At 71.0% G+C, this 26,564-nt stretch carries 24 protein-coding genes; 10 read left to right on the forward strand and 14 right to left on the reverse strand.

The genetic code is table 11. The features are described from left to right. The first annotated feature begins 211 nt into the window (after positions 1-211). The 3 genes from proP (at position 212) to OG736_RS02525 (ending at position 3,609) form a co-directional block, all read left to right on the forward strand. On the forward strand, positions 212-1,588 hold the full coding sequence (proP, locus tag OG736_RS02515) for a glycine betaine/L-proline transporter ProP (protein ID WP_327180911.1): 1,377 nt from the start codon (positions 212-214) through the stop codon (positions 1,586-1,588). A gap of 329 nt (positions 1,589-1,917) precedes the next feature. Then, complete coding sequence (locus OG736_RS02520; protein ID WP_327180912.1) at positions 1,918-2,196, forward strand: GlsB/YeaQ/YmgE family stress response membrane protein; 279 nt, start codon at positions 1,918-1,920, stop codon at positions 2,194-2,196. Between the two features lie 312 nt (positions 2,197-2,508). Beyond that, complete coding sequence (locus OG736_RS02525) at positions 2,509-3,609, forward strand: AI-2E family transporter (RefSeq protein WP_327180913.1); 1,101 nt, start codon at positions 2,509-2,511, stop codon at positions 3,607-3,609. Positions 3,610-3,771: 162 nt separating this feature from the next. Here the strand turns inward: OG736_RS02525 and OG736_RS02530 are convergent, their stop codons facing one another. From OG736_RS02530 to OG736_RS02545, 4 genes are all read right to left on the reverse strand, one after another. Then, on the reverse strand, positions 3,772-4,272 hold the full coding sequence (locus tag OG736_RS02530) for a hemerythrin domain-containing protein (RefSeq protein ID WP_327180914.1): 501 nt from the start codon (positions 4,270-4,272) through the stop codon (positions 3,772-3,774). A gap of 120 nt (positions 4,273-4,392) precedes the next feature. Continuing rightward, on the reverse strand, positions 4,393-5,586 hold the full coding sequence (locus tag OG736_RS02535) for an acyl-CoA dehydrogenase family protein (RefSeq protein WP_327180915.1): 1,194 nt from the start codon (positions 5,584-5,586) through the stop codon (positions 4,393-4,395). A gap of 380 nt (positions 5,587-5,966) precedes the next feature. After that, on the reverse strand, positions 5,967-7,010 hold the full coding sequence (locus OG736_RS02540; protein WP_327180916.1) for a DUF2332 domain-containing protein: 1,044 nt from the start codon (positions 7,008-7,010) through the stop codon (positions 5,967-5,969). 145 nt (positions 7,011-7,155) lie between these two features. Further along, positions 7,156-7,944 (reverse strand): alpha/beta fold hydrolase, encoded by a 789-nt coding sequence (locus OG736_RS02545; protein ID WP_327180917.1) that lies wholly within the window; start codon positions 7,942-7,944, stop codon positions 7,156-7,158. 127 nt (positions 7,945-8,071) lie between these two features. On the opposite strand from OG736_RS02545, the gene OG736_RS02550 reads away from it, so the two are divergent. Together OG736_RS02550 and OG736_RS02555 are read left to right on the forward strand one after the other, a co-directional pair. Then, positions 8,072-9,319 (forward strand): LmeA family phospholipid-binding protein, encoded by a 1,248-nt coding sequence (locus OG736_RS02550; RefSeq protein WP_327180918.1) that lies wholly within the window; start codon positions 8,072-8,074, stop codon positions 9,317-9,319. Positions 9,320-9,687: 368 nt separating this feature from the next. Next, entirely contained in the window at positions 9,688-11,154 is a 1,467-nt protein-coding gene (locus OG736_RS02555) for an MFS transporter (protein WP_327187494.1), read from the forward strand. 131 nt (positions 11,155-11,285) lie between these two features. Here OG736_RS02555 and OG736_RS02560 read toward each other — a convergent pair whose 3' ends face one another. Both OG736_RS02560 and OG736_RS02565 read right to left on the reverse strand, forming a co-directional pair. Continuing rightward, positions 11,286-11,699, reverse strand: a complete 414-nt coding sequence (locus tag OG736_RS02560) for a (R)-mandelonitrile lyase (protein WP_327180919.1) — start codon at positions 11,697-11,699, stop codon at positions 11,286-11,288. Between the two features lie 74 nt (positions 11,700-11,773). After that, on the reverse strand, positions 11,774-12,094 hold the full coding sequence (locus OG736_RS02565; RefSeq protein ID WP_327180920.1) for a carboxymuconolactone decarboxylase family protein: 321 nt from the start codon (positions 12,092-12,094) through the stop codon (positions 11,774-11,776). 222 nt (positions 12,095-12,316) lie between these two features. On the opposite strand from OG736_RS02565, the gene OG736_RS02570 reads away from it, so the two are divergent. Then, positions 12,317-13,210 carry a helix-turn-helix transcriptional regulator gene (locus OG736_RS02570; protein ID WP_327180921.1) on the forward strand — a complete coding sequence of 298 codons (894 nt, stop codon included), beginning with the start codon at positions 12,317-12,319 and terminating at the stop codon, positions 13,208-13,210. 76 nt (positions 13,211-13,286) lie between these two features. On the opposite strand, the gene OG736_RS02575 is transcribed toward OG736_RS02570, so the two are convergent. Then, a complete protein-coding gene (locus OG736_RS02575; protein ID WP_327180922.1) occupies positions 13,287-14,147 on the reverse strand; it encodes an oxygenase MpaB family protein in 861 nt (286 codons plus the stop codon). Positions 14,148-14,252: 105 nt separating this feature from the next. Then, on the reverse strand, positions 14,253-14,786 hold the full coding sequence (locus OG736_RS02580) for a hypothetical protein (RefSeq protein WP_327180923.1): 534 nt from the start codon (positions 14,784-14,786) through the stop codon (positions 14,253-14,255). A gap of 144 nt (positions 14,787-14,930) precedes the next feature. Here OG736_RS02580 and OG736_RS02585 point away from each other — a divergent pair, with 144 nt between their 5' ends. Together OG736_RS02585 and OG736_RS02590 are read left to right on the forward strand one after the other, a co-directional pair. Further along, positions 14,931-15,458, forward strand: coding sequence for an AAA family ATPase (locus OG736_RS02585; protein ID WP_327180924.1), 528 nt, complete (start codon positions 14,931-14,933; stop codon positions 15,456-15,458). A 165-nt stretch (positions 15,459-15,623) separates the two neighbouring features. Then, on the forward strand, positions 15,624-17,786 hold the full coding sequence (locus tag OG736_RS02590) for an FG-GAP-like repeat-containing protein (RefSeq protein ID WP_327180925.1): 2,163 nt from the start codon (positions 15,624-15,626) through the stop codon (positions 17,784-17,786). Here OG736_RS02590 and OG736_RS02595 read toward each other — a convergent pair. The 4 genes from OG736_RS02595 to OG736_RS02610 are packed head-to-tail and all read right to left on the reverse strand — an operon-like array spanning position 17,783 to position 19,689. Further along, on the reverse strand, positions 17,783-18,094 hold the full coding sequence (locus OG736_RS02595; RefSeq protein ID WP_442816993.1) for a hypothetical protein: 312 nt from the start codon (positions 18,092-18,094) through the stop codon (positions 17,783-17,785). The genes OG736_RS02590 and OG736_RS02595 overlap by 4 nt on opposite strands. 33 nt (positions 18,095-18,127) lie before the next feature. Continuing rightward, positions 18,128-18,556 carry an arsenate reductase ArsC gene (locus OG736_RS02600; protein WP_327180926.1) on the reverse strand — a complete coding sequence of 143 codons (429 nt, stop codon included), beginning with the start codon at positions 18,554-18,556 and terminating at the stop codon, positions 18,128-18,130. A 30-nt stretch (positions 18,557-18,586) separates the two neighbouring features. After that, complete coding sequence (locus tag OG736_RS02605) at positions 18,587-19,318, reverse strand: aquaporin (protein WP_442816994.1); 732 nt, start codon at positions 19,316-19,318, stop codon at positions 18,587-18,589. Continuing rightward, the gene (locus tag OG736_RS02610) at positions 19,315-19,689 is read right to left on the reverse strand and encodes an ArsR/SmtB family transcription factor (RefSeq protein ID WP_327180927.1); all 375 of its coding nucleotides are present in this window, start codon (positions 19,687-19,689) and stop codon (positions 19,315-19,317) included. Before OG736_RS02610 ends, OG736_RS02605 begins: the two co-directional genes overlap by 4 nt. 105 nt (positions 19,690-19,794) lie before the next feature. Between OG736_RS02610 and arsM the strand changes: the two genes are divergently transcribed. After that, positions 19,795-20,733, forward strand: coding sequence for an arsenite methyltransferase (arsM, locus tag OG736_RS02615; protein WP_327180928.1), 939 nt, complete (start codon positions 19,795-19,797; stop codon positions 20,731-20,733). A gap of 310 nt (positions 20,734-21,043) precedes the next feature. Then, on the forward strand, positions 21,044-21,724 hold the full coding sequence (locus OG736_RS02620) for a pyridoxamine 5'-phosphate oxidase family protein (RefSeq protein ID WP_327180929.1): 681 nt from the start codon (positions 21,044-21,046) through the stop codon (positions 21,722-21,724). 25 nt (positions 21,725-21,749) lie between these two features. On the opposite strand, the gene OG736_RS02625 is transcribed toward OG736_RS02620, so the two are convergent. Both OG736_RS02625 and OG736_RS02630 read right to left on the reverse strand, forming a co-directional pair. Beyond that, positions 21,750-22,196, reverse strand: coding sequence for a hypothetical protein (locus OG736_RS02625; RefSeq protein WP_327180930.1), 447 nt, complete (start codon positions 22,194-22,196; stop codon positions 21,750-21,752). Between the two features lie 200 nt (positions 22,197-22,396). Next, positions 22,397-26,527, reverse strand: coding sequence for a CHAT domain-containing protein (locus OG736_RS02630; RefSeq protein WP_327180931.1), 4,131 nt, complete (start codon positions 26,525-26,527; stop codon positions 22,397-22,399). Positions 26,528-26,564: the final 37 nt, after the last annotated feature.

Below are 26,564 nucleotides of genomic sequence, written 5' to 3' on the forward strand. Positions count from 1 at the left end.
GCAGGACGCGAGATGGGTCACAACATGATCCCGTGAAATGCCCTCCGGAGCGGCGCTACGGTCCTGCCCACACCGCATTTACATGCAGCATGCAGCGAAGTGCGCACAGCCCGTGAGGGGGACATGTACGCCTATCGTCGCTCTTTGGCCTGCCGCCGGCGCCGTCGAGCAGACCCGTCCCTGCCCCCGACGAAAGTAGGCGAGCAAAGCTTTGCCGAGTGCCACAGTCGCCTCTCCCCCGACATCCCTCCCGACCGTCCCGAAGAACGCCATCGTCCCCGAGAACGCCACCGTCACGGACCCCGCGCTGGTGAAACGCGCGGTGAGGGCCGCCGCTCTGGGCAACGCGATGGAATGGTTCGACTTCGGCGTCTACAGCTACATCGCGGTCACCCTGGGCAAGGTCTTCTTCCCGTCCGGGAACCCGACCACCCAGCTGCTCTCCACCTTCGGCGCCTTCGCCGCCGCCTTCCTCGTCCGACCGATCGGCGGCATGGTCTTCGGACCGCTCGGCGACCGCGTCGGCCGTCAGAAGGTGCTGGCCGTCACCATGATCATGATGGCCGCGGGCACCTTTGCCATCGGCCTCATCCCGTCGTACGCGTCGATCGGCGTCGGAGCCCCGGTGCTCCTGCTGGCAGCCCGCCTGGTGCAGGGCTTCTCCACCGGCGGCGAGTACGCGGGCGCCTCCACCTTCATCGCCGAGTACGCGCCCGACAAGCGGCGCGGCTTCCTCGGCAGCTGGCTGGAGTTCGGCACGCTCGCCGGGTACATCGGCGGCGCGGGCCTGGTCACGGTGATGACCGCGCTGCTGTCCACGGAGGACCTGCTGAGCTGGGGCTGGCGGATCCCGTTCCTGATCGCGGGCCCGATGGGCATCGTCGGCCTCTATCTGCGGATACGGCTGGAGGAGACGCCGGCGTTCGCGGCCGAGATCGAGAAGGCCGAGTCGAACCGCCCGAAGGTGCCGCTGCGCCAGATGATCGTGGGCCAGTGGCGGGCGCTGCTGCTCTGCGTCGGCCTGGTGCTCGTCTTCAACGTCACCGACTACATGCTGCTGTCGTACATGCCGAGCTATCTGACCGGTGAGCTCCACTACGACGAGACGCACGGCCTGCTCGTCGTGCTCGGCGTGATGGCCGTGATGATGATCGTCCAGCCCTTCGCGGGGGCCATGACGGACCGGGTGGGCCGCCGACCGGTGATCGCCGCGGGCTGTGCGGGCTTCCTGCTGCTGTCCGTCCCCGCGCTGCTGCTGATCCGCCAGGGCAGCCTGCTCGCGGTCGCGCTCGGCATGGGCGCGCTGGGCCTGCTGCTGGTCTGCTTCACGGCGGCGATGCCGGCCGCCCTGCCGGCGCTGTTCCCGACGAAGGTCCGCTACGGATCGCTGTCGATCGGCTTCAACGTCTCCGTGTCGCTCTTCGGCGGCACCACCCCGCTGGTGGTGACGGCCCTGATCGGGGCGACCGGGAACATGATGATGCCCGCGTACTACATGATGGCCGCGGCCGTCATCGGCGGTGTGGCGGTGTGGTTCATGGCCGAGTCCGCGGGGCGCCCGCTGCCGGGCTCGGCACCCTCGCTGTAGGGCTGAGCCCTCCGGACCGCTCGCCCCGGACACCTGGCGCCGGTTGTCGGGGACGCGGCCTTGACAGTGCACCGGTCGTCGGGGCCTTGACGGTCCACCGGCCGTCGGGGCCTGACACTCCGTCGGCCGGATCGGGGAGGCGGCCGCGCGGACCATGCGTCACCACAGGCACCCGCACCGCGCCCGCGCCTCCTGCCCCGCCCTTCCCCGCCTCGAAGCCGGGCGTCGCTCCTCGTCCCACCAAGTATTCGCCATAGACGTTTGTTCGAAGGCAATCGGTGCACACGAGAAGCTGACACTGTCTTTACACGACGAAGCGGAGAGACACCATGGGCATCATCGCGTGGATCGTGATCGGCCTGCTCGCCGGCGCCATCGCCAAGGCCTTGATGCCGGGCAAGGACCCCGGCGGCATCATCATCACCATGCTCATCGGCATCGTCGGCGGTCTGCTCGGCGGCTGGCTCGGCAAGGTGATCTTCGGCGTCGACTCCATCGACGGGTTCTTCGACCTCTCCACCTGGATCGCCGCGATCGTCGGCTCCTTCATCCTGCTCGCCCTCTACCGCCTCGTCACCGGCAACCGGCGTTCGCACCGCCACGCGTGAACCGCCGACGTCGTAGACGGTAAGGCATCCGAACGGCTCCTACCCTTTCCTCGGGGTGGGAGCCGTCGGCGTTGATGCGCCTGTCGGCCGAACAACACCGTGCCCACCCGCGTCGCCATCGCCGACAAGACCCTGGAGGTGACGCGCAGAGGGGCCCGGCACCACGGTGGGCACGGCGGAGGACCTCGCCGGGAGGGTGTCGGCAAGGCACTGTGATCCGGCCGCGGTGAGAGGCGACAGTCCTTACCGGCCTTCGGGGGAACTTCGAGGCTCTGCCGCGCTCCGACGGTCGGCGCGTGGTACGGGCATGAGATGCCCACACCCCCCGATCAGCCCGCCGTGCCGCTCGAACGACCGAGCAGCGAGGAACCGCACGTACCGGGTCTGCTGCGGACCGCGGCCGCGTATGCGTGGCGGATCATCGCCGTCGGCGTCGTCGTCCACGTCGCCTTCTCCGTGCTCGGGCAGTTTCACCGGATCGCCGTCGCCGTCTTCCTGGGACTTGTCATCACCGCCGTACTCCGCCCCGCGGCCGGCCTCCTCGCGCGCTTCGTGCCACGGTCGCTCGCGGTCGCCGCCGCGCTCATCGGCGGCGTCGTCCTCGTCCTCGGCGCGCTGGCCCTGGTGGGTGAGACCGCGGCGGATCAGCGAAGTGGGCTGGAGAAGGAGTTCGTCACGGGAATCGACCGGATCGAACACCAGCTGGAGGAACCTCCCTTCCGCCTTCCCCCGGACGCGTTCGACGATCTCCAGTCCCGGATCGGCAAGCTCCTGTCGAGCCACCGTTCCACCCTCATCAGCACGGCGCTCAGCGGCGCGAGCCGACTGATCGAGGTGCTGACCGTGCTCGCCCTCGCCGTGTTCTGCGCGGTCTTCTTCACGTACTCCGGCGACCGGCAATGGCAGTGGGTCTGCGACCAGCTCCACGACGGGGCACGGCGGCAGGTCTCGGTCGCGGGCCGGGCCGCATGGCGGACTTTCACCGGTTACACGCACGGCATCCTGCTGGTGGCCGCGACCAACGCGGTCCTCGTGGGTATCGCGCTGTTCGCTCTGGGGGTGCCCCTGGCGGTGCCGTTGGCGCTGCTGGAGTTCCTGGCCGCGTTCATTCCTCTGATCGGCTCGCCGATCGCCCTGTCGATCGCGGCCGTCGTCGCGCTCGCGTCGAAGGGAGCGGTCATCGCCCTGGTGGTCGTGGCCCTGATCGTGGTCATCGGCCAGATCGAGGGCCACCTCCTGCATCCCATCGTGATGAGCTGGGCCGTCCGGTTGCACCCGGTGGTGGTCGCGCTGGCGGTCGTCGGCGGAGCGGTCGCGGCGGGGGTGATCGGCGCCGTGGTCGCCGTACCGCTGGTGGCCGTGGTGTGGTCCGTCCACCAGGCCCTGCGAACTCGTGCCGACGGCCCGCAATGAGGCGCAGACCGTGCCGACTGGACCACACACCTGCGGCTCACCCGCAGGTCGGCACCGCATCCAGGGCGCGGCGCGACGGTTCGTCGCCGCCGGCGAGCCGAGGCGTCAGTGGCTCCCGCGAGGGCTCGCCGGCCGGGATTCCGAGGTCATGCGACGAGACGGTCAGGAGCGGACGATACGGCGCACGTTGTCCACAGCGCCGCAGCCGGCCTTCAGCTGACGCCCCCTCTCCTCCAGGAACGCCTCGCCCAGCTCCTCCCGTCGCTCCATGGCGACATTCTCACGGGCACCGTTGAGGATCGTGCGCTCCTCCTCGTCGGTGTGGTGGGCGATGGCCTCCACGAGCTCTTCCAGCTTCTCGTCCCACTCCTCGGAGCCGACCTCGTCGACCTCCAGGAGCTCGAGGAGCGCCTTGTTGCCCTCCTCGTGCTCCTCCTCGCCGTGCTCGACCTCTTCGTCCTCGATCTTCTTGAAGCGCTTGAGGGCGGGGTACACCTTCGTCTCTTCCGCCAGCGCGTGCGCGATCAACAGGTCGGCGAACTCCCGCAGGGCGGCTGCCCGGTCGGCTTCGACGCTGCGCATCAGACGGAAGAGGTCCTCCATTCTGCGGTGATCCTGGAGAATGAGCGCAACGACGTCTCGCGTGTCGGGCGTGTCAGGCATGTCGGCCATGGGAACGGGCTTCACTTTCGTACGAGGAACCTGGGCACAACCGAGTACCCCGGTCGGCCGTCTTCATTGATCCGCGCGCCGACGCGTGCTCGGCGCCACTCCTCCGGCCGATCACACGAAGGCGCTCTGCCCGGTGATCGCCTTCCCGACGATCAGCGTGTTCATCTCCCTGGTGCCTTCGAACGAGTAGATGGCCTCCGCATCAGCGAAGAACCGTGCCACGTCGTACTCCAGGACGATGCCGTTGCCCCCGAAGATCTCCCGGGACCAGGCCACGACCTCGCGCATACGGGCGGTGACGTGGGCCTTGGCCAGGGACGAATGCTCGTCCCGGAACACCCCGGCGTCCTGCAGCCCGGCGAGCCGATGCAGCATGCCCCAGCTCGAGGTGATGTTGCCCAGGCTCTTCACCAGGAGGTCCTGCACGAGCTGGAAACCCGCGAGCGGACGGCCGAACTGCTGCCTCTGCGTGGCGTAGCGCAGGGCCAGCTCGTACGCGCCGATCATGACACCGAGGGCCTGCCAGGCGACCCCGCTGCGCGTGGCGCGCAGGACTTCCGCGACGTCACGGAAGGAGGACGCGTTCTGAAGCCGATCGCTTTCCGGCACCCGGACGTCGGTGAGGGTGACGTCCGCGTTCTCGACGATGCGCAACGACGTCTTGTGGGCGATCTTCTCCGCCGTGAAGCCGGGCGTGCCCTTGTCGACGACGAAGCCCTTGACCTGGTCGTCATCGACATCGCGGGCCCAGACGACGATGTGGTCGGCGAAGGTGGCGTTGCCGATCCAGCGCTTGGCGCCGTTGAGCACCCAGGTGCCGCCGTCCCGCCGGGCGGTGGTGTGCATGCCGGCCGCGATGTCGGAACCGTCGAGCGGCTCCGTGAGGGCGAACGCCCCGATGGTGTCCATCCTCGCCATGGCGGGCAGCCAGCGGTCGCGCTGGGCCTGGTCGCCGCCCGCGTGGATCGCGTACATGGCGAGTCCGTTGTGGACGCCGAAGAAGGTGGCGACCGAAGCGTCGACACGGCTCATCTCCATCGCCATCATCCCGGTCAGCAGATGGCTGGCCGCGGGGCCGTGGTCGCCATAGCCCTCGTACGACAGTCCGACCAGTCCACTCTCGCGGAAACGACTGATCAGCTCCATGGGGAAGGTGCCGTCGGCCCAGTGCTCGGCCACCAGCGGCTGGACCTCGTCACGCATGAACGACCTTGTCCTGAGCAGGACCTTGCGCTCCTCCTCCGTGAGAGCGGACTCGAAGTCGTAGAAGTCGGCCACGTGCTGCTGTTCCGTGAGTGAAGTCATGGGGCCCTTCTTCCACGGTTGTGCCGGGCAATGCGCGCTGCGGACGTCGTCGCCCGTCGGCGTTTCGATCTGCTCAACCCCGCCGACGAGGGCCCGGGGTCGCCGAGTCCGCATCCCTCCGGGCCCGGTCCCGGGCACGGTCGTAGGTCGACGCGCCCAACCCCACCAGCACGGTCGCCCCGAGGCCGTACAGCGGCAGCCACCGGGTGGTGGTCGATGCCATGCGGTCGGCGACGGCGTCACGGCTTTGGAGGTCCTGCGCCCGGGCCAGGGCTGCGCTGTCCCGGCCGGCCGGGTTTCCCAGCGCGGCTTCCGTCCCGAGGCTCTCGTACCTGCCCAGCTCCCGGCAGTCGCTGCGGGTGCGGTATGCGGTCAGAGCGCTAGGAATCTGCCAGCCACGCCAGCAAGCGGCCCCGCGACCAGCAGCGGCCAAGGGCCTCGGAGCGCGCGGCCGAGCGGTCGAAGACGACCAGGCCGATGATGCTGTGGCCAGAGGCGCGGCGGTCGCCGAGGGTCGGTACCGTCGGCGCGACTCCGACCCCCTCCGCTGACACCCACGCCACCGCCCGGCCGGCCGCCGCTTCGTCGAGGCGGTGCAGGAAGCGCAGCCGGCTCTCGACCCGGAAGCGCGACAGGGCCCACGTCGTGGTGACGACAGGAAGGACGTCCGCGGGCACCCGGGCGAAGGCGTCGGGCAGCACCTCGACGGGGTCGCCCCGCAGCAGCAGCGGAGGGGCTGTCGCCGCCAACGCCATCTCGGCTTCGAGCCTCGCTGCCCGCTCCAGCCGATCGGGCCAGAGGCAGGCGCGCAGCCATCGGGCGTCCTCCGCGTCCGTCACGTCGACCGGATCGAGGTCGACGCCGACTCGGGCCACGACCTCGGGCATCACCCGTGTCGGGAGGGGCCGGTCTCCCACGACCGACGACGACAGCTGGACGGGGGACGACGGATCGCCCAGCGCCTGTCCGTTGCCGTACGTGATACCGACGCGATCGACCTGGAGATTGAGCCCAGCCGAGCAGCCCACGTCGATCAGCCCCACCGCATGGGCGCCTACCCGGCGTGCCGCCTCGGCAATGGCCGGATACAGCACCGCGGAGCGTCCGGTCTCCTCGGTCCCGGTCGGTGTCTTCCGGCGCGCGGCGATCGCCACGACCGGGTCGGTCATGCGCAGCAGCGTGTCGATCGCCGCGTCGGCGGCAGCGTCGCCGTCCGCCGACGCGTAGGCCGCGGCCAGCGCCGGGGCGCGTCCGGCGAGGGCGAGGTCGTGCAGCGCGGCGAGGATCAGCATGGGGTGTCGCTTGCGTGCCGGTGCCGTCCGGATGGCGCGCAGCGCCTCGTCGGACTCGCTCAGGGCGACGGCGACGCGCTCGTACAGCGGTGATGTCCCGGCGGCGTCGACCTCGCCGAAGTGCCGGTACACCTGAGCGAGTGTCCGTGCCCTACCCACGGGGACAGCTCGCGCTTCCTGCGGTCGGTCCTGGCATCCGGATGATCCTCTCCAGTGCATGCCCCCTGGTCCGGGCACGGTCGCGGGCACCGTCACGCGTGGGACTGCTCGTCTCCCGTCACCGGGGCGGCGCCGTGGTGAGGAAGTCCAGGACGAGCGGGCTCGCGACGGCCCGGAACTCCTCGAAATAGGCGTGCCGCGCTCCGGGGATGATGTGCAGCCGGGCACCGGGAATGCGGTTCGCGAGCAGCGGCGCGTTGGCGGCGGGGTTGAGCAGGTCGTCGCTGCCGTGCACGACCAGAGTGGGTGCGCTGATGCCGGGCAGGAGGTCCCACGCGTCGTGCTGGTTGCTGGCCACCAGGTGACGACGTTGGGCGTACGGGGGCATGGCCGGATCGCCGAGCGTCTGATGGGGGCCGGGGTGTGTCGCCAGCCAGCCCGGGGTGTACATCAGGTCGAGCAAGGCCTGTCGGGCCGCGCCGGGTTGAGGCTGTACCAACGACCTGCGCACGTCGTTGTCGCGTTCGACGGCGTGCGGGCCGCCGGGTGACGTGCAGCCGAGTACCAGGGCGCGCACACGGTCCGGACGGCGGGCCGCGAGCTGCTGACCTACGCGTCCCCCCATGGACGTGCCGTAGACGTCGGCCCGGTCGATGCCGAGTTCGTCGAGCACCGCGATCACGTCCTGCGCGAAGACCTCGGTGCTGTAGGGGCTGTCGGGCTTGTCGCTCCGCCCCGTGCCGCGGTAGTCGACCGTGACGGTGCTGCGTTCGGCGTGGAAGTCGTCGCGTACCCCGTCCCACCAGTGGTGGTTGTTCGCCTGACCCGCCAGCAGAACGAGCGGCGCTCCCTCGCCCCGGACCTGGTAGGCGATACGGACCCCGTCAGACGTTGTCGTGTGCTGCATCGGCCCTTCTTCACTCGTCGTACATCTGCTGCGAGGACTGTATTACCGGAGATCATTATCGTGAACTAAGTCGCATACCCGGGGTTCAGCTTGCGGGCAGGGGTGGTGCGCATGTTCGGATGAGTCGATGCGCACCCCCCACCGCATAGATCCGGATCCGCATCCCCGTCCCTGCGACCGCTCCGAAGCGCCGCACAATCCCTACGAGGAGCTCGGCGCCCTCGACGACGGTCCCCTGGACGAGTTCCTGGGCGAGGGCACCGCCGAGCAATGGGCAGAGCGGGAGCCGGAACGGGAGCCGGAGTGGACCCCGCCCGTCCACCGCCGCGGCGGCCGGCGCCGGCGAGGCCGTTTCGCCGGTCTGCCGCTCGCGGCGAAGGCGGTGGTGAGTCTGGTCGTCCTCGCCGCCTTCGTCACCCTCGCCGACCGCTGGGCACTGCTGTACGCCGAACACCGGGCTGCGGACACCCTCAAGGACCAGTTGGACCTGGCCGCGGCGCCCGAGGTGGACATCGGCGGCTTCCCCTTCCTCACCCAACTCGCCGACAAGCGGCTGGACTCGGTACGGGTGACCGTGCCGGACGTGTCCGCCGACCGGGTGTCGCTGGCGAAGGTGTCGGCCACGGCCCATGACATCCGGCTGGACGCCGACGGGCTCACCTCCGTGCGCGGCGCCCACGTCCCCCGGCTCGACGGTGACGTCCTGCTGTCCTTCGCCGACCTCAACCGCGAACTCGGCGCGTCCCAGGTGATGTTCACCGGACACGGCCGTGACCGGGTCAGGGCCCGCGGCATCCTGCCGGTCGCCGGCCACGACCTACGACTGCGCGCCGAGGCCACGATCCAGCGACAGGGCGAGCGGGGCATCGGCACGCAGATCGGCGGCATACGCCTGGACATCGGCGACCTGGCCACCTACCGCCCCGGCACGCGCGCCTCTGACGGCCTGCACCTCACCCCGAAGGCCTCCGCCGACGTCGCCCGGGAGACCCGTAAGGCGAAGGCACTGCTGTCGGTCCCGGCCGTCGTGCAACGACTGGGGGTGCCCGAGGCGGCCGTGCGCGAGGCCCTGAGCGACGACGGCAAGCTCGCCGAACTGACCGGCTCCCCGCGCTTCGCCCGCCAGGCCCAGACGCTCAATCTCATCGATCTGGCCCTGGACAACCCCGAGGTGCTCCGCGGTCTGGGTCTCGACCCCGACCTCCTCAACGCCCTGTCCCAGCTCACCCGCCCGGCCCTCGCCGACCGGCTCTCCCTCGCCTTCGAACTGCCGGAGCCGAAGACGGGTGACATGCGGCTGCGGTACGTCCGCGTGGAGAAGGACGGCATCCGGGTGCGGCTCACGGGCTCGGGTCTGGCCCTGGGCAGCTCATGATCCGCGCTCCGAAACGGCCGTGAGCGCGGGGTGTCCATCTCTCCGCTCCACGCCGTCCAAGACGCAGGTGTGCAGGGCCGTTTCGCGGGCATGCGGGGTCTGGCAGCTGTGATGCCGGGGGGCGGCTCTGCCTGGGGAGGTCTGCGCCGCCCCCCTCCCCCTGCCGAACGTGGGAGGTCCGCGTGTCCGTCGTCCTTGCGTGAGCTGTGCGAATGAGGGCAGAAGCCACTATCGGCACAGCAAACACCTGGTGTCTCACTCTGCAGCCAGGTCACCTCACGCAAGACGAGTAAGGAACTTCAGTGGCTGACCTACTGACCGACGGGCAGCCCGACCCAGCGCGGTCCGGGCCGACCGACATCGCCGACATGCCCGCACAGGTCCGCCAGGACCTGACACGCAGGCTGAGGCGGAACAAGCGCCCCTTCCGCGACGAGGACGTCCAGGTCGTCGAACCACCGCTGCTCCGACGTGCGGTCAGCGCCTCGGCACTCGGGAACTGCATGGAATGGTTCGACTTCGGCGTCTACAGCTACCTCGCCGCCACCCTCGGCAAGGTCTTCTTCCCCGGAGCGTCACCCGCCGCCCAGGTGATCTCGTCCTTCGCCACCTTCGCGGCCGCGTTCGTCGTACGCCCGCTCGGCGGCCTCGTCTTCGGGCCGCTCGGGGACCGCCTCGGCCGGCAGAAGGTACTCGCCACCACCATGATCATGATGGCGGCCGGCACGTTCGCCATCGGTCTCATCCCCAGTTACGCCACGATCGGCATCGCCGCCCCGATCCTGTTGTTGCTCGCCCGCATGGTGCAGGGCTTCTCCACCGGCGGCGAGTACGGGGGCGCCACGACCTTCGTCGCCGAGTACTCACCCGACCGTCGTCGCGGCTTCCTCTCCAGCTGGCTCGACTTCGGCACCTTCGTCGGCTACGCGCTGGGCTCCGCCCTGGTCACCACGCTCAATCTCGCCCTCAGCGACGCTGAGATGCTCTCGTGGGGCTGGCGGATCCCGTTCCTCATCGCGGGCCCGCTCGGCGCGATCGGCCTCTACATGCGTCTCAAGCTCGAGGAGTCGCCCGCGTTCCAGCAGCAGCTCGACGAACACGAGGAGAGCCTCGCCAAGGAATCGGCGGGCACCGAGTTCAGGACCATCGTCAAGGACCACTGGCGAGCCCTGCTCATCTGCATGGGACTGGTACTGCTCTACAACGTCACCAACTACATGGTCACGGGGTTCCTGCCCACCTATCAGACGGAGACGCTCGGCCGCTCCAGCAGTTCGGCGGACGTCCTCGTGCTCGTCGGCATGGTGTGGATCGTGGTGCTGATCACCTTCCTCGGCCGGCTCAGCGACCACGTCGGCCGACGCCCCCTCTACGGCTTCGCGGCCGCGGGAATGATCCTGCTCGCCGTTCCCTCCTTCCTGTTGATCAAGATGGACGGAACCTGGCTGCCGGTCTGCGGTGTGCTGATCCTGTCCACCCTGCTGGCGTGCTTCGCCGCGCCGAGCGCCGCGACGCTGCCCGCGCTGTTCCCGACGGCCGTCCGCTACGCGGCCATGGGCATCGGCTTCAACTTCGCGGTGGCCGCGTTCGGCGGTACCACGCCCCTGGTCACGGAGGCGCTGGTGAGCCTCACCGGCAACGACATGGTGCCCGCGTACTACCTCATGGCCGCCGGTGCCATCGGGCTGTTCACGGTCCGCTTCCTGCCCGAGAGCGCCCAGGTGTCCCTCAACGGCTCCCAGCCGATGGTGGGATCGAAGAAGGAGCGCCGGGAACTGATCGTCACCTCGCAGGAGTTGTACCGGGTCGGCCGCGAGACGTCCGACCGCCGCTGACCCTTCATTCGACATCGCGCCCGGTCGGTCTCCTGCGCAGGAGACCGAGCGGGCGCAGTCCTCCACCGACAGAGCCGACGTGACCGCCGCGCACATGCCTCATCGGTCGCTGGTTTCGCGGCGTGCGGCCGTCAGCCGGCGACCGTGGCGAGGGCCGCCGCGTACTGGTCGTCGGTGACCGGCTCCAGCCAGGTGGTGCCGTCGCCTGTGCCGTCACCGACCACCAGGGCGAGGTGGGCCATGAGGGTGGTGTCGGTGGCGCCGTGCCAGTGCTCCTCGGCAGCCGGACACTGGACGGTCTCGCCGGCGCTGACGCGGACGACCTTGCCGTCACGGGTGCCCACCAGGCCGACACCGTCGGTGACGTGCAGGACCTGGCCCAGGGCGTGCGCGTGCCAGTTGGTGCGGGCTCCGGGGGTGAAGCGCACCAGAGCGGCGGCCAGGCGGGCCGGCTCGGCGGGAGTCGAGATCATGTTGAGGTAGACGTCGCCGGTGAAGCGCTCGGCCGGGGCCTTGAGGGTGGGGGTCTCGGTGATGTGTTCCATGGCTCGGGTCCTTGATCGAAGGGATTCGGGCGCGGCGGTGCCGGGACGGTGGCCACGCCACTCTGTCGTGCGGTTCAGGCGCTTCGCTCGTCCGCGATCTCCTTGAGCCGGGTGATCGCGGTCATGGCGTTGGGCCAGCCCGCGTAGAAGGCCAGGTGCGTGATCGCCTCGGACAGTTCCTCGACGCTCAGCCCGTTGTCCAGGGCCACACCCAGGTGGTAGCCGAGCTGCTCGGTGCGGTAGAGAGCGGCCAGCACGCTCACGGTCACCAGGCTGCGGTCGCGCGGTGACAACCCGGGACGCTCCCAGACATCACCGAACAGGACCTCGTCGGTGACCTCGGCAAGCTTCGGTGCGATCCCGGCCAGCTCCTGGGGTGCGGACTGCTTGGGCATACGAAGGACTCCTAGCTCGAAACCGGGTGAAACGGTCACATCCACTGTCCGGCCGGGACGGCCGTCGCGCAGCGGCCGGAACCCGTGTCCCAGCGGGTACCGGAGCCCCGACCACTGCCAGGACACGAGCAAACCTGAGCTCAAGGAGGTGGAGAAGGGTCTGCCGTTACCGGTACTGACAGGGCCCCCCACAGGGGTACCGCCCGGCCTAGCCTGGAGTGTGTGAGCACCGAGAGCGACATCCGCGCCTTCCTGGCCTCCCGCCGCGCCAAGATCACCCCGCAGCAGGCCGGCCTGCCCGCCTACGGCGGCAATCGGCGCGTACCGGGCCTGCGCCGCGAGGAAGTCGCCCTGCTCGCGGGCGTCAGCATCGACTACTACGTCCGCCTGGAGCGCGGCCACCTCGCCGGCGCCTCGGAGGAAGTCCTGGACGCCGTGGCGAACGCCCTCCAGCTGGACGACGCCGAGCGTGCGCATCTCTACGACCTGGCCCGCGCCGCCGCCAAGCGTCCTGCCCGTCGTGTCAGGCGGGCCCGCGGCCCGCTCCCGGACAGCGTCCTGCGCGTCCTGAACTCCATGACCGACTCCCCGGCCTTCATCCGCAACGGCCGCTTGGACATCCTCGCCGTCAACGCCCTCGGCCGCGCCCTGTACTCCCCGTTGTTCACCCAGGACGCCGTGCGGCCGGTCAACATCGCCCGCTTTCAGTTCCTCGATCCGGGCGGCCGCGCCTTCTTCCCTGACTGGGAGGGGTCCGTGAACACCACCGTCGCCCTGCTGCGCACCGAAGCCGGGCGGGCCCCGCACGACAGCGACCTGACCGGACTGGTCGGCGAACTCGTCACCCGCAGCGAGGAGTTCCGCACCGCCTGGGCCAAACACAACGTGCGCCTGCACCACACGGGCCGCAAGTCCTTCCGCCACCCCACCGTCGGCGAGATCACCCTCGACTTCGACGCCATGGAACTGCCCGCCCAGCCCGGCCTGACCCTCACCGCCTACAGCAGCGCCCCCGGCACACCCGACCACGACGCCCTGCGGCTCCTCGCCACCTGGGCGGCCACCGAACAACCTCACCTCACCGGCACCAACGAGGATCACTCGCGTCGGCGATAGCTCCGGCTGCCGAGCGCTCGCTGGCTCCACGAAACCCATCCGCACGCGGCCGACCGAGACACGGGACGGCGCGCGATCACGTCGGGCGGGACTCGCGCGGTGGGGTCATGACCCAGCGGATGGTCCGGGTCAGGGCCTGTCCGGTGGGGCGTACGGCGAGAGCCTCGACGACCGGCACCCGGGGGAGCCACAGCATGCCTCGGGCCCAGGGCGGGAGCAGCACGACGGCGTTCGCGGCCAGCCCGCCGTAGAAGGGCCGTACCGCAAGGGGCAGGGGCGGCCGGAACAGCAGGAAGCGGGCGGCGGCGCGGGCCTCGGACGTGGTCCGAAGTTCGTGCCGGTAGGCGGTCAGCCGCTCGCACAGCTCGCGTCGGTCGCGCGGCGGGTCGCTCACCCCCAGCGCCTCGGCGACCCGCGCGGTGTCGGCGACGTAGCCGTCGTACCCGGCGGCGTCCAGCGGGTGGGCGCCGAAGCGTTCGTGGGCGCGCAGGAAGCTGTCCGTCTCGGCTGCGTGCACCCAGCCGAGCAGGTGCGGGTCGGCCGCGTGGTACGGCACACCCTCGGCCGTGGTCCCACGGATCCCCTCATGGATGTGGCGGACGATGTCGACCGCCCGCTGAGCGTCCGCGGCCGTGCCGTAGGTCGTGACGGCCAGGAAGGTGCTGGTGCGCTGCAGTCGGCCCCAGGGGTCGCCGCGGTATCCGGAGTGCCCGGCCACCGCCGCCATGGCGAGCGGGTGCAGGGACTGCAACAGCAGCGCGCTCAGCCCACCGATGAACATCGAGGCGTCACCGTGGACCACGCGGATCGGGCGGTCCGGCTCGAACCAGCGTGGGCCTGGAGTCTGGTGGATGCGGGCACGCGTCGCCGGTCCGTCGGGCCCGGCGACGCGGCGGAACAGGGCGCGGCCCAGCCGCTCACGGACTACGGTCAGCACGGTCGGCCTCCCCTCTCCTGCTGTCCAGTGTCCGTTATGTCGCACGTATCCGGGCATGGCGGCGGGTTCGGCGAGGCACCCTCCTCACTCTCCGGGTCCGACGGGTCACGGTGCGGCGGAGTGCTGCGCAGCCATGCGTCGGCAGTGCGCTCGCGCCGCCTCGATGCCTGCCTGTTCGCCGCCGTCCCGTCCGACCGGGAGCAGCTCCCCTGCGGCGACGAGAGCGGACCAGTAGGCGGAGGGATCGCCGGTGGCCTTGACCTGGTTCCCCCCGGCCAGGGCAAGGTAGGACCGGGTCAGCTCTCCGGTCCGAAGCCACCGGTGCAGACTGTGGCCGAGCCCGCTGCGGACGGCGCCCATGGCACCGACCGCCCTGCCGAGCAGGTCGCGGATCTCCTCCTCGCGCGCGTCGGGTCGGCGGTCGACGACGAAGACGAACGACAGGTCGAGGAAAAGGGCCAGCGCCTCTTCCTCCTCCGGTCCGAGATCGGCGAAGAGGGGCTCCGCGTCACGCACCCGCCTCTCCGCCTCCGCGGGCGGGATGCCCAGGCCGACGCAGATGGAGACCACGGCGGCCCGAGGATCCACGCCCTGCCGCACCGACTCCTCGAACGCCTTCGCCTCCGACGACAGCTCCACCCGCGCCCCCTCTCCCCCGTGAACGTCCCCGCACCGCGTCGCGTGCCTGAATCTCGACGCTCGCCACCACCGGGAAGCGCCGAACCGTGCCGGATCTCCGCCGTGCCCGTTCCCTCGGACCGCCCGGCGCTAGCGTTGGGTCCCATGATCGTATGGCTCAATGGCACCCACGGCGCAGGCAAGACGACGACCAGTGCACTCGTGCAGCAACTGATTCCGGATTCAAGGGTGTTGGACGCCGAGAAGGTCGGTGAGACACTCATGGACATCACACCGGGGCTGCCCGGGCCGGGGACGGACAACTTCCAGCACTGGCCGCCGTGGCGGCCGCTCGTCGTCGAGACCGCCCGCCGCGTGCTCGACTACGCCGGCGGCACTCTGGTGATGCCCATGACTGTCCTGGTCGAGCAGTACTGGCGCGAGATCAGCACGGGTCTCGCCCAACACGCCATTCCGGTCAGGCACTTCGTCCTCCACGCCGACCAGGAGACCCTCCGTGGGCGCATCGAGGGGGACACTGTTCTCGGCCCCTCCCCGTTCCGCCTGAATTACCTCGAGCCCTACGCCGAAGCGGCCCGCACATGGCTGCACGGTGAGGCCGAGGTCGTCGACACCACACATCTCACGCCCGCTCAGGCCGCCTTGCAGATCGCGGAGGCCGTCAGGGGTTGAGGTCGCCTGCCCGGGCCGGGGTGCACCCGGCACCGACAGACGCGACGTCGACGGGGCCCGGCCGAGCGACTGACCGTCATTCAGTTCCGTACAACCCGCGAGGTGCCCTGAGGGTCATAGCTTCCAAGACGACGGCGGGACTCCTCGTCAACCAGGGGGCTGAACATGACCACTCGCGCGATCAGACACACCTCGCTCACGATCGGGACCGCCGTCGTACTGGCGGTCAGTGGCCTCGGTCTCTCCCCGGCGCCGGCAACGGCCGCGCCGGCCGCCGACGACGAGATAGTGATCCCGCTCGGCACCAGGGGCGACCTCAAGGCCTATGTCGAGACCCTCGCGCTGGGCGGTGGCAAGCTCAGCGTGCTGGGGACGGCCGACCCCGAGACCGCGCGCGGGCTGTGGGAGTTCGACCTCCCGGCCGTCGGCGCCCCCCAGCCGGGGCCCCGGCAGCTCGCGGCACCCCAGGTCTGGACGAACTACCCGTGCGAGGGCGTCGACCCCGCGGAGTACACCTGCAGCGGGTTCTACTCCAAGCTGTGGGCGCTCGGCGACGGCCGGGTCGGCTTCATGACGCCGTTCGGGGGCCAGGAAGCCCTGGGCGGCGGGGCGCCCAGGAGCGAGCTCGGGCTCGGCACGTTCGACTGGGAGTCACCCGACCATGTGGTGGCGGCCGGCGGTTCGTATGTCGCGGTCGACGACGAGGGCGTGCAGCGCATCGGCTCCTTCGCCCCGGGCGTGTCCTACCCGGGGCAGGTCCACACCCGCTCGGTGACCGCGGTATCCATCTGGGGCACGAAGATCTGGAAGCCGGGCAGCACCGTCGGCACGGTCAACTCGTACGACCTGGTCACCAAGGCAAGCACGGCGAACCTGGCGCTCGGCTCCGGCTGCGTCCCCGACGACCTGCAGGCGGTGGGGCGGTGGCTGTACTGGCGCTGCTCCGCGTCCGGCAAGGCCGGGGTGTGGGACAACAGCACCGGCAAGAACATCCCCGTCCCCGGTGCGCTGCCCGCCAAGGTCGGCGACGGCTATCTGGTCCAGCAGTCCGGGGACGGGCGGACGGTGACGCTGACCGACTTCCACCTCGGCGGGGGCCACCCTGCCGCCACCTCGCCGTTCTTCACGGCCCCCGAGGGGGCCTGGGTCGGCATGCTCACCGTCGACCGGTACGGCGGCCATGTGGCCTACGTCGACGGAGAGCAGCTGATCCACATCCGGCCGGTGACGGTGCCGCGGTCACGGATCAGCCTGTTCGACTGGCGCGCCGACTCCACGGTGGACCTGCGCCAGGCGAGCGACCGCCTGTGGGAGAGCACCTGGCGGTTCACCCGCCCGCCCGCGTCCTGGAAGCTCACCATCAAGGACGCGTACGGCGCCACCGTCCGCACCCTCACCGGCAGCTCCCACGAGGGCGCCGCCGTCCGCGCCTCCTGGGACGGCAAGGACGACGCGGGCGCGAAGGCGGTGAGCGGCCGCTACCACTGGACCATGACGGTGGACCCGGGCGACGGCGGCGCCGTCCGCACCCTCCCGACCGGGAGTTTCCTGCTTTCCGGTGGCCGGTCCGCCTTCCACGACGCCGACACCGACGGCTACGGCGAGCTGTACACGATGACCAGCGCCGGCCTGCTCGAAGCCCACCGGTTCGCCGACGGCAGGCTGACCGACTCCCGGGGCTGGTCGGGCTGGAGCCCCGGCACGCGCTTCGTCCCCGTCGGCGACATGACCGGCGACGGCTGCTCCGACATGCTCAGCAGGACCACCGACGGCAAGCTGTACCGGCACTCCGGCGGCTGCACCGGCGTCTTCCTGCCCGACGCCGAGCGCACGCTGGTCGGTTCCGGCTGGAACGGCTTCGACACCGTCGTCGCCGCCGACGACTTCACCGGTGACCACCACCCCGACCTGCTGGCCCGCCAGACCACGACCGGCTACCTCTACCTGTACAAGTCCAACGCCCACGGCACTCTGGACCCGGGTGTGCGTGTCGGTACCGGGTGGAAGGGCTACACCGTCGTCGGCGCCGCCGACGTGACCGGCGACGGCATCGGCGACCTCGTCGCGCGGGACGCCGGCGGCGAGCTGTGGCGTTACGACGGCAACGGCGCCGGCGGCTTCAAGCCGCGGACGCTGGTGTTCCGGGACTGGGGCGTCGACCGCAACGCGATCGTCGCGGTCGGCGATGTCACCGGCGACGGTTTCCCCGACCTGGTCTCCCGTACCACCGACGGCAGACTGCTGCGCAACAAGGGCTGGGGCGACGGCACTTTCAGCGCCACCTACACCCTCGCCTCCGGCTGGCAGAACCACGGCGCGCTGTTCTAGGGCAAGTCGGTGAACAGCGGCGGCATCTCGGCGTTCGACAGTTCGCAGGGGAACGGCGAGAACCAGACTTCCGGACCGACGTCCGCCGCGTGGCGCGCCGTGGTCTCGATCCGGTGGGGGTCACCGCCGGTGATGCGGACCGCGGTGCAGTGCAGGTCCTGCGCGATGACCCGCATGTCCCGTTCGGCGTCCCGGGGGTCGAAGGCGGGACGCGAGGTGTCGCCGTCGGGGAAGGTGCCGGTGTCGTAGTGGATGCCCTTGCCGCGCAGCATGTGGATGCCTCCGATGAGCGTCGCCGTGTTCCGCACGGCGCGATCGTCCAGGTTCCAGCCGCGTCAGAGTCAGGACCGGTCGGCCGCCGCCGGCCCGAGTTCGGCCAGCAGGACCCGTACCCGCTGTTCGATCTCGTCGCGGATGGGCCGGACGGCCTCGACGCCCTGGCCTGCGGGGTCGGCGAGCTGCCAGTCCAGGTACCGCTTGCCGGGGAAGACGGGGCAGGTGTCGCCGCAGCCCATCGTGATGACCACGTCCGAGGACTGCACGGCCTCGGTGGTGAGGATCTTCGGGGTCTGGGCGGAGATGTCGATGCCGACCTCCTGCATGGCCTCGACGACGGCCGGGTTGACCGTGTCGGCAGGTGCGGAGCCGGCCGAGCGGACCTCGACCCGGGCGCCTCCGAGGTGGGTGAGGAAGGCGGCGGCCATCTGGGACCGGCCGGCGTTGTGGACGCAGACGAACAGCACGGAAGGACGCGGAACGGCGGTGCTCATGGGATAGGTCCTTGCAGGTGAGAGCGGTATTCAGGAGGTGGCGAGCTCTGGCTCGCCGTGCGGGACGACGATGTCCGCCGCGCGAGCGGGACGTCCGTACACGACCGCCACCGCGCCCAGCCCGATCGCGGCGCCGACCAGCTGGGCCGCGATGAACGGGGCGAGGGAGGCGGGCGCGATCCCGGCGAAGGTGTCGGTGAAGGCGCGGCCGACGGTCACCGCGGGGTTCGCGAAGGAGGTCGAGGAGGTGAACCAGTAGGCGGCCCCGATGTAGGAGGCCACGGCGGCCGGAGCCAGGACGCTGCGGTCGATGCGCTCGAGGCCGAAGACGAGCAGGATCAGCCCGGCCGTGGCCACGACCTCGCCGAGCCACAGGTGCCCGGACGACCGGTCGTGGGTGGAGAACTTCACCAGTGGCTCGGCGAACATGGCGTCGGCCAGGACCGCCCCGCCGATCGCCCCGCCGACCTGCGCGGGAACGTACGCCGCGACCTCCCGCAGCGTGGGGCCGGTGTCACGGCGGCGTCCGGTGACGTACGCGGCGAGGGTCACGGCGGGGTTGAAGTGCGCGCCGGAGACCGGCCCGAGCAGGGTGATCAGCACGGCCAGGCCGAAAACGGTGGCGAGGGAGTTGGCGAGCAGCTGCACGCCGACGTCGTGCGACAGTTCGGTGGCCTGGATGCCCGAGCCGACCACGACCGCCACCAGCAGGCCCGTCCCGATGGCTTCCGCGGCGACCCGGCGGCCCAGCGGGGCGCTCACACCGATGCCTGGTGGGTCTGCGGCGTGGTCAGGAACCCGGCGAGCCGGTCCAGAACGCCGGGCAGCACCCAGTAGTACACCCACGTGCCGCGCCGCTCGCAGTCGATGAGGCCGGCCTGGCGCAGCAGCTTGAGGTGGTGCGAGATCGTCGGCTGGGACAGGTCGAACGCCGGGGTCAACTCGCAGACGCAGACCTCGCCGCCCTCCCCGCGCGAGGCGATCATCGACAGCAGCCGCAGCCGCACCGGGTCCCCCAGCGCCTTGAACACCTTGGCCAGCTCCGCGGCGCGCTCCTCGTCGAGGGGTGCGGCGGCGAGACCCTGGCAGCAGGCGGTGCCCTGGCCGATGACCTCAAGCTCTTGTTTCGACATTCCCCTATGTTGACGTTTTTCGATCCAAGGCGCAAGCTTGTATCAACAAACATCAATACAGGCCGTTCCGGGGCACCGCCATGCCCCTTCACCCAGGAGTGCCTCATGAGCAAAGAGACCACCGCCCTGCGCGAAACCGTCCGCCGGCGATACGCCGCGGCAGCCGTGAGCGTCACCGAGGGCGGCTCCGGCTGCTGCGGCCCCCAGCCGATCGAGGTCGACGAGAACTTCGGCTCCACCCTGTACGCCGCCGACGAGCGCGACGCCCTGCCGGCCGAGGCGGTGGCAGCCTCCCTCGGCTGCGGCAACCCCACCGCCGTCGCCGAGCTGCGCGAGGGCGAACGCGTCCTCGACCTCGGTTCCGGCGGCGGCATCGACGTCCTGCTCTCCGCCCGCCGCGTCGGCCCGGCCGGCAAGGCGTACGGGCTGGACATGACCGAGGAGATGCTCTCCCTGGCCCTGGCCAACGCGCGGAAGGCGGGCGCGACGAACGTGGAGTTCCTCAAGGGCACCATCGAGGCCATCCCGCTCCCGGCCGAGACCATCGACGTGGTGATCTCGAACTGTGTGATCAACCTGTCCGTCGACAAGCCGGCCGTGTTCGCCGAGACCTTCCGCGTACTCAAGCCCGGCGGCCGGATCGGCGTCTGCGATGTCGTCGCCGACGACGCCCTCACCCCCGGCCGGCGGGCCGAACGCGGTGACTACGTCGGATGCATCGCGGGCGCGCTCTCCTTCGCCGAGTACCGCGCCGGCCTGGAGGCAGCCGGGTTCACCGACGTCAGGATCACCCCGACCCACTCGGTCTCGGACGGCATGCACTCCGCGATCGTCCACGCCACCAAGCCGGTGACGGCTGAACTCCCCACCGGGACAGCGGAGTCGGCCGACGCGTGCTGCGGGGTCGACGCCTGCTGCACCCCGGCCGAGTCCGCTGTCGACACCGCGCTGACCGTCACCGAGGCCAAGGCCGACTCGGGATGCGCCTGCCGGAACGGTGAAGACGGCGCGACGTCGTCTCCTGCGGCACCCACCCAGGAATAGGCAGCGGGCCACCCTTCCACGAACGGCCCGGTACGCACCCTCGGATGGGCCGCCAGACGGTACTCGGCCGCCAGCCGACGCCCCTCCTCCACCGAGAGGATCTCGCGGTCGCGCCACCAGGGGGCGATGAGCAGGAGCCGTAGGAGTTCGGGCAGGCCGATCGCCACCAGCGCCGCGCCCCTTCAGTGTCCGTGCACAAGACTTCGATTTCAGTTGCATTCAGTGTCCGCGAAAACCGATCACGTTGATACCTGGCGACGAAGCGACGATATCGGTAGCTTCTGACTGCGCACACAGCGAAAGGACCGACGTGACCCACAGCCCCCTCCCACCCACCCTGCCGGACACCGACCGCACCCGTCACCGTCGCCTGCGGGAGCAGGGAAGCCTGGCCCGTGGCGCACTCGAAGCGATCCTGGACGCGGGCTTCATCTGCCACCTCGGGGTGGTCGTCGACGGGCACCCGATGGTCGTTCCCACCGTCTACGGGAACGACCGACGGGACCTCTACTTCCACGGATCGGTGGCCGGCCGAAGCCTGATCGCCTCGCCCCGGACAACGGTGTGCGTCACGGTGACGCACATCGACGGCCTCGTCCTCGCCCGGTCGGTGTTCGAACACGGCGTGAACTACCGCAGCGCGATGATCTACGGCGTGCCGCGACTGGTCACGGATGCGGAGGAGAAGCTCGAGGGGCTGCGCTGCCTGACCGAACAGGCCGCACCGGCACAGTGGGACTACGCGCGCCGACCGAACCGCAAGGAACTGGCGGCGACGGTCCTGCTCGCCCTCTCGCTCGAGGAAGCGTCGGTCAAGATACGCACGGGCGGCCCGGACGACGGGGACGGACCCGACGCCGCCCTGGGGATCTGGGCCGGTGTCCTCCCCCTCGTCTCGACCTGGGGCGAACCCGAGACCGACCCCCTGCTCCCGGCCGGCAGCGAGCCGCCCGACCACATCGGCTCCCGCAGCGGCGCTCGTCTCGGGTGATCAGCGGACGGCATGTCGCGCTCCGTCAGCAGGCGTCGTACTTCCAGGCGTCGCCCTCCAACGCCCACGGCTGCTTCGTCTGATCGAACTTGGGCAGGCCCTCCACCTTGTAGGTGGCCCGGCCGAGGTCCCCCGACACGTCGGCCTGCACGTCCGTCGCCACGTGGTCGGGCCCATAGTCCTTCTTCGCCTGTTGCACGACGCCGGCGTACGCCTCCTTGGTGATCTCCTTCGCGCAGCGCGCGGACAGCATGCCGTACGCGGTATCGGTGTCGGCGGCGAAGTAGGACGCGGTGTAGACGGCGACGGCAGCCTTGAGGTCGTCGCCTTCGTGGTCCGCCGGAACGCTGACCGTGGGCTCGGCGGCGGGTGTCCCGCTGTCGCTCGCGGCCGGGGTTTCGTCGGACGAGGAGCAGGCAGTGAGCGCGGCGAGGAGCAGGGCTGCCGTGGCGATGGTTGCGCTGGTGCGCATGGTGTCCCCCCTGGACGGTGGTGCCAAAAAGGGCATGGTGCCATGGCCAGGACAGGGGATGGCCGCGCGGGTGGGATTTCGGCGGGGCCCTGTGACAGGGCCGCCATGGGGATGTGACAGTCGGGCGTGTCAGCGGCTCCGCCCGCGCGGATTGCCTGCGTTCGGGACCCGCGTGCCGACGCGGGCAGCCGGCCGCCGCATCACGGTCGGTCGGTGACATGCCAGCGTTCGGCGTCCTCGGGGCCGGGCACCTCGGCCTTCAGCGCCTCGTAGACCGGCGGGACCGCCGCCGCGGCGAGGTGGGTGAGTTCGGGAAGCCCGGTGTGCTGGTAGCCGTCCTGGGTGTCGCCGATGATCTCCTTGACCACTTCGGGGTGACGGCCGTCCCAGCCGAAGATCGTGCGTCCGACGGACCCCGGCACGCCCGCGGAGCCGAGGAAGGCCGCGAAGACGTGCTCCACGTTCACGATCCGGTGACGTGCGGCCTGGGCGATGGCCTCGGCGGCCTTCAGCAGAGTCATGACCTGCTCGTCGGGCAGCACGAGGGCCGCCGCGGGGCGGCGCCTGAGAACCGCACGGCGCGCCTCCGCCGCGAGCACGTAGAGGTAGACGGGCGCCAACCCCGCCCACCGGCGCAGGGCGTGGGGCGTCTCGAAGCCGTACAGACCGAGCTGGACCAGCAGGTCCCAGCGGGTGAGGGTCCGCCGTCCCGCTCGGGCCGCGTTGCCGGCGGCGTCGTCGAGGAGTTCCGTCACGCTCTCGTGCACATAGCGCCGTCGCAGCGGTGGCAGGGACCGGGGGACGCCCAGTTCCCCGTAGGCGCCCATCGCCAGATGCCCGCCCCAGTGGATCGGGGCGCCGTCCCGGCCGGTCTTCCGCCAGCGTGCCAACTGCTCGCGCTGCACGGCGTGCAGAGCGTCGATCACGGGCTGCCGTCGGACGAGAGCCGACAGCAGGCGCCGGTCGATCACATCGCCCGCTCCGCCCGCGATCTCGGTTTCGGGCTCGCCCTCGGGCTCCGACACCGAGTCGATGACGGGGTAGCTGGTGACGACGAGGCGGTCGGCGCCGGCCCACAGCAGGGCGGGACCCAGGACGAGCCACTCGCCGGCGGAGACGTTGCCCACGTCGCCGCTGTCACAGGCGAGCATGAGCACCTGACGAGGCATCGGGTACTCGTCCGGCGCGTCGATGAGCATGTGCGAGGTGAGGACACGCGGGGGCACGGTGGACGGGTCCTCGGCGTTCCCGGGCCTGAGCTGGACGCCCCGCCGCCCCGACGCGCTGTCCTCGGCGACATGGCAGACGAACACCGCGCTCGTCTCGGAGCCGAGACCGCGCAACCGCGCGGCGAAGTCCGGCAGGGACAGATCGGCGGTCGGTGCGATGGTCTCGACGCCCTCCGGGACCAGCCCGAGGAGCTGTCGGGCCGTCGGCAGCTGTTCCGCTTCGTCCGCCCAGGGCAGATCGCCTCCCGGCTCCACCACGACGAGGCCGAGCGGCGGAGCGTCGTCCAGCCGCGGGCGGTCGGCGAGTTGGGCGAGAAGTCCGGCCGGCGGCACGAGCACGGCGGTGCACCTCTCTACGAGCCGTACGTCGCGCTCACCGCCCGGGATGCCGACGGCCGGCCACGGCACATGGCCGAACTGCGCCGCGGGCGCGATGGCGAGCCGCAGCCCGCCGCGGCCTTCCAGGAGCGCGTGCGACAGCGGAGGCGGCAGCAGGGCGCCCAGCCGACGTCCGAGAGACGACTCGGCGTGGGCCGGGCCCACCAGGAGCGGGCTGCTCAGCACCCTGCCCTCCCATGCGAGAGCGTCCTCGCCCGGGTACATCCCGGGCAGTGCGTCCCTCAGGTCGGAGAGGGCCTGAGCCGGCTCCGTCCCTTCGGCCAGCGAGAGCGTTCCACCCGTCACGGGACCGCTCGACGGCACGAGGGACCAGAAGACGGTGTGCTCGTGGACCCAGGTGCTCCACCACCAGGTGCCCCTTCCCAGCGCGATCTCGGCCATGTCCTCCAGTGCGAAGACGCGGGGCGGCTGCTCCGTCCGGTACCAGTGAGCCTGTTCCAGCCGGGAGACGCCTCGCACCCGGATGAAGGGGGCGACGGTCCGGGACGCTTCGAAGGCACTGCCGTCCTTGTCCGGGCCGAGCTGGAGGCGGGCCGACTCGATGAGCTCGGCGAGGGTCTGCCAGTCCGCGCCGGCCGCCGCCTGTTGCATGGCCTGCTCGACGGTCCTGCCGAAGACCCCCCACCACTGGTGGCGTTCTTCCGTGCTGCGCAGCTCGTGCCGGGTGGCGTTGAGCACGGCCAGCGCCTCGATGCGGCTCTTCAGTGCGGCGAGCCGGTGCGTCGGATCCGTGGCCAGCCGGTCGGCCAGGGCGTTCAGATACGTCGCGGCTTCGATCGGCCGGTCGAGTCGCATCAGGAAGCCGGCCGCTCCGTCGCCCGCGCTCAGGGCGGAAACGGTGTCGCCGTCGGCCTCCCGCGATGCCCGGAGGTCCGCCAGGCTCGTGAGCGCACCACAGCGGACCACCTCGAGTGCCACCGTCCTGCCTCGACCGGCCAGACCGAAGTCCTTGTCCAGAGAGTCCGGTTCGGCCGTGCGGACGAGGACGAGCCCGGCGCCGGCCAGGTAGAAGGCGAGGCTGGGGCGGGTCGGCAGCGCTGACTCGGCGGCCAGGCGCAGCAAGGCGACGGCCGTCGTCAGGTTGCGGTGGGTGACGCGCTCGGGAACCTCCCGGGCGATCGTCTCGGTCAGTCCTTCGGCAGAGCCGCGGAGCAGCGCGATCCGGAATCCGGCGATGCGGATGTCCCGTCGTCTGCGCCGTGCCCACTCGTCCCGCGTGGGATCGAGCCCCCGGAGGGCGGCTTCGGCCGCGTCGGCGTTCCCGAGATCCAGTTCGGCGAGGCAGGTGATCAGAGCGGCCGGCCCGGTCGGTTCGCGGCCCGGCAAGGCGACGGCGCTCTTGGCGTCGCCCGGATGCCCGTGTTCCAGCATCGCCCAACCGCGCAGGAGGGCGGTCTCGGGGCGGTGACGGTCGTGCGTCACGGCATCGAGCCTGCGCAGTGCGGCCGCCGGACGCCCCATGCGAAGGAGCCGATGGGCCCTGAGGGCGGCGCGGCCTTCGGAGCGGAGCGCCCGGGACGCCGGCGGACGGTCCAGGGGGACGCGGGTCAGCGGAGGACGCCGACGCCAGGCTTCGGCCGCACGAGCGGTCAGCCCCAGGGCGACGGCCGCCGGCAGAACCCAGGAGATGTCTCCGGTGATGAAGGTGACCGTCGCGACCACGGCCGCGAGTCCGCTGAGTCCGCGTGCGACGAAGACCGCCGTCAGGACGTGGAGAGGCCATGGCGCGTCGGCCGCGGCGGCGAGGAGAGCCGCGGGAGCCGCGGCGAGTGCCAGGACGAGGGCGTGCTCCTGGTACCGGCGTCGCACCGCGTAACTCTCGGCGACCGCTTGGCTGGTGGCCGTCCGCCGCCCGGTTCCTCGTATCTCCCGGCCCTCCATGCAGAGGTGGCGCGCCTCGCCCGCCTCCCCCCAGTGGGCGATCGAGGGCAGGGCCAGGTGGAGGACGGTGAGGACCACGGCGGCGTCGTCCAGGCCGGCGGCGGCGGCTGCCACGGCGAGACATCCGTGCCACGGCCAGCGCAGGGGCAGTTCGCCCACGGGCAGGTCGTCGGCCAGGTCCAGCGGCCTTCGGCGCACGTCCACGGAGGACGGGACGGCCGCGAAGGCGACTAGCCAGGCGAGCCATCCGTCGTGCTGGACGACGGCGAGGACCAGCAGGGCGACGAAAGCGGCGCCGCGTGCCGTGTACAGGCCGGCCAGGGCCAGCCGTCGGCGTCGTCTGCCCTTCGGCGTGGGCCCCCAGGCGAGGCCTTCCGTCGGCTGCAGGACACCGCCGGCGGCCGACTGACCGCGTTCCCTCGCCAGCAGATACTGGTTGAGGACCTCCGACGGGTTCTCCAGATGGCCGAGTCCGAAGGCCTCACTGACGACGTCGACATCCCTGGGCTGCGAGCCCTCCCGCGCCGTGAGCACGAGTGCGACGGCGATCAGCCCCACGCCGACGTGTTCGAAGCCGTAGAGGCGAGCGGCGGTGCGTGCCACGGCGAAGACGTCGGCCAGCTCGGCGGACGTGTCCGGCCGCGACCGGAGCAGGGAGTCGATGCGTTGCTGCGGCAGCGCGATCCGCACCCGGGTCCACTCCGTGGTGGCCACCATGTCCAGGGCGGCCACCATCCGTTCCCGTTCCGGCAGCCGCACCGGCAAGTTGTCGATCACCGTCAGCAGGCGACGGGCGTTTTCGTCCAGGGATGGCTCCGCCATGGCTCCTCGCCGGTGCAGGAAGGATGGGGGTCGGGGA

The organism is Streptomyces sp. NBC_01334 (assembly GCF_035983595.1).
Lineage (GTDB): Bacteria > Actinomycetota > Actinomycetes > Streptomycetales > Streptomycetaceae > Streptomyces > Streptomyces coriariae.

Excerpts from the sequence above, each read along its gene's own strand:
- OG736_RS02625 (WP_327180930.1), bottom strand. The coding sequence starts at position 22,196 with ATGCGCACCAGCGCAACCATCGCCACGGCAGCCCTGCTCCTCGCCGCG.
- OG736_RS02545 (WP_327180917.1), bottom strand. The coding sequence starts at position 7,944 with ATGCAGCACACGACAACGTCTGACGGGGTCCGTATCGCCTACCAGGTC.
- OG736_RS02555 (WP_327187494.1), top strand. The coding sequence starts at position 9,688 with ATGCCCGCACAGGTCCGCCAGGACCTGACACGCAGGCTGAGGCGGAAC.
- OG736_RS02520 (WP_327180912.1), top strand. The coding sequence starts at position 1,918 with ATGGGCATCATCGCGTGGATCGTGATCGGCCTGCTCGCCGGCGCCATC.
- OG736_RS02610 (WP_327180927.1), bottom strand. The coding sequence starts at position 19,689 with ATGTCGAAACAAGAGCTTGAGGTCATCGGCCAGGGCACCGCCTGCTGC.
- OG736_RS02550 (WP_327180918.1), top strand. The coding sequence starts at position 8,072 with ATGCGCACCCCCCACCGCATAGATCCGGATCCGCATCCCCGTCCCTGC.
- arsM (WP_327180928.1), top strand. The coding sequence starts at position 19,795 with ATGAGCAAAGAGACCACCGCCCTGCGCGAAACCGTCCGCCGGCGATAC.
- OG736_RS02535 (WP_327180915.1), bottom strand. The coding sequence starts at position 5,586 with ATGACTTCACTCACGGAACAGCAGCACGTGGCCGACTTCTACGACTTC.
- OG736_RS02525 (WP_327180913.1), top strand. The coding sequence starts at position 2,509 with ATGCCCACACCCCCCGATCAGCCCGCCGTGCCGCTCGAACGACCGAGC.
- OG736_RS02590 (WP_327180925.1), top strand. The coding sequence starts at position 15,624 with ATGACCACTCGCGCGATCAGACACACCTCGCTCACGATCGGGACCGCC.
- OG736_RS02530 (WP_327180914.1), bottom strand. The coding sequence starts at position 4,272 with ATGCCTGACACGCCCGACACGCGAGACGTCGTTGCGCTCATTCTCCAG.
- OG736_RS02600 (WP_327180926.1), bottom strand. The coding sequence starts at position 18,556 with ATGAGCACCGCCGTTCCGCGTCCTTCCGTGCTGTTCGTCTGCGTCCAC.
- OG736_RS02560 (WP_327180919.1), bottom strand. The coding sequence starts at position 11,699 with ATGGAACACATCACCGAGACCCCCACCCTCAAGGCCCCGGCCGAGCGC.
- OG736_RS02585 (WP_327180924.1), top strand. The coding sequence starts at position 14,931 with ATGATCGTATGGCTCAATGGCACCCACGGCGCAGGCAAGACGACGACC.
- OG736_RS02630 (WP_327180931.1), bottom strand. The coding sequence starts at position 26,527 with ATGGCGGAGCCATCCCTGGACGAAAACGCCCGTCGCCTGCTGACGGTG.
- OG736_RS02565 (WP_327180920.1), bottom strand. The coding sequence starts at position 12,094 with ATGCCCAAGCAGTCCGCACCCCAGGAGCTGGCCGGGATCGCACCGAAG.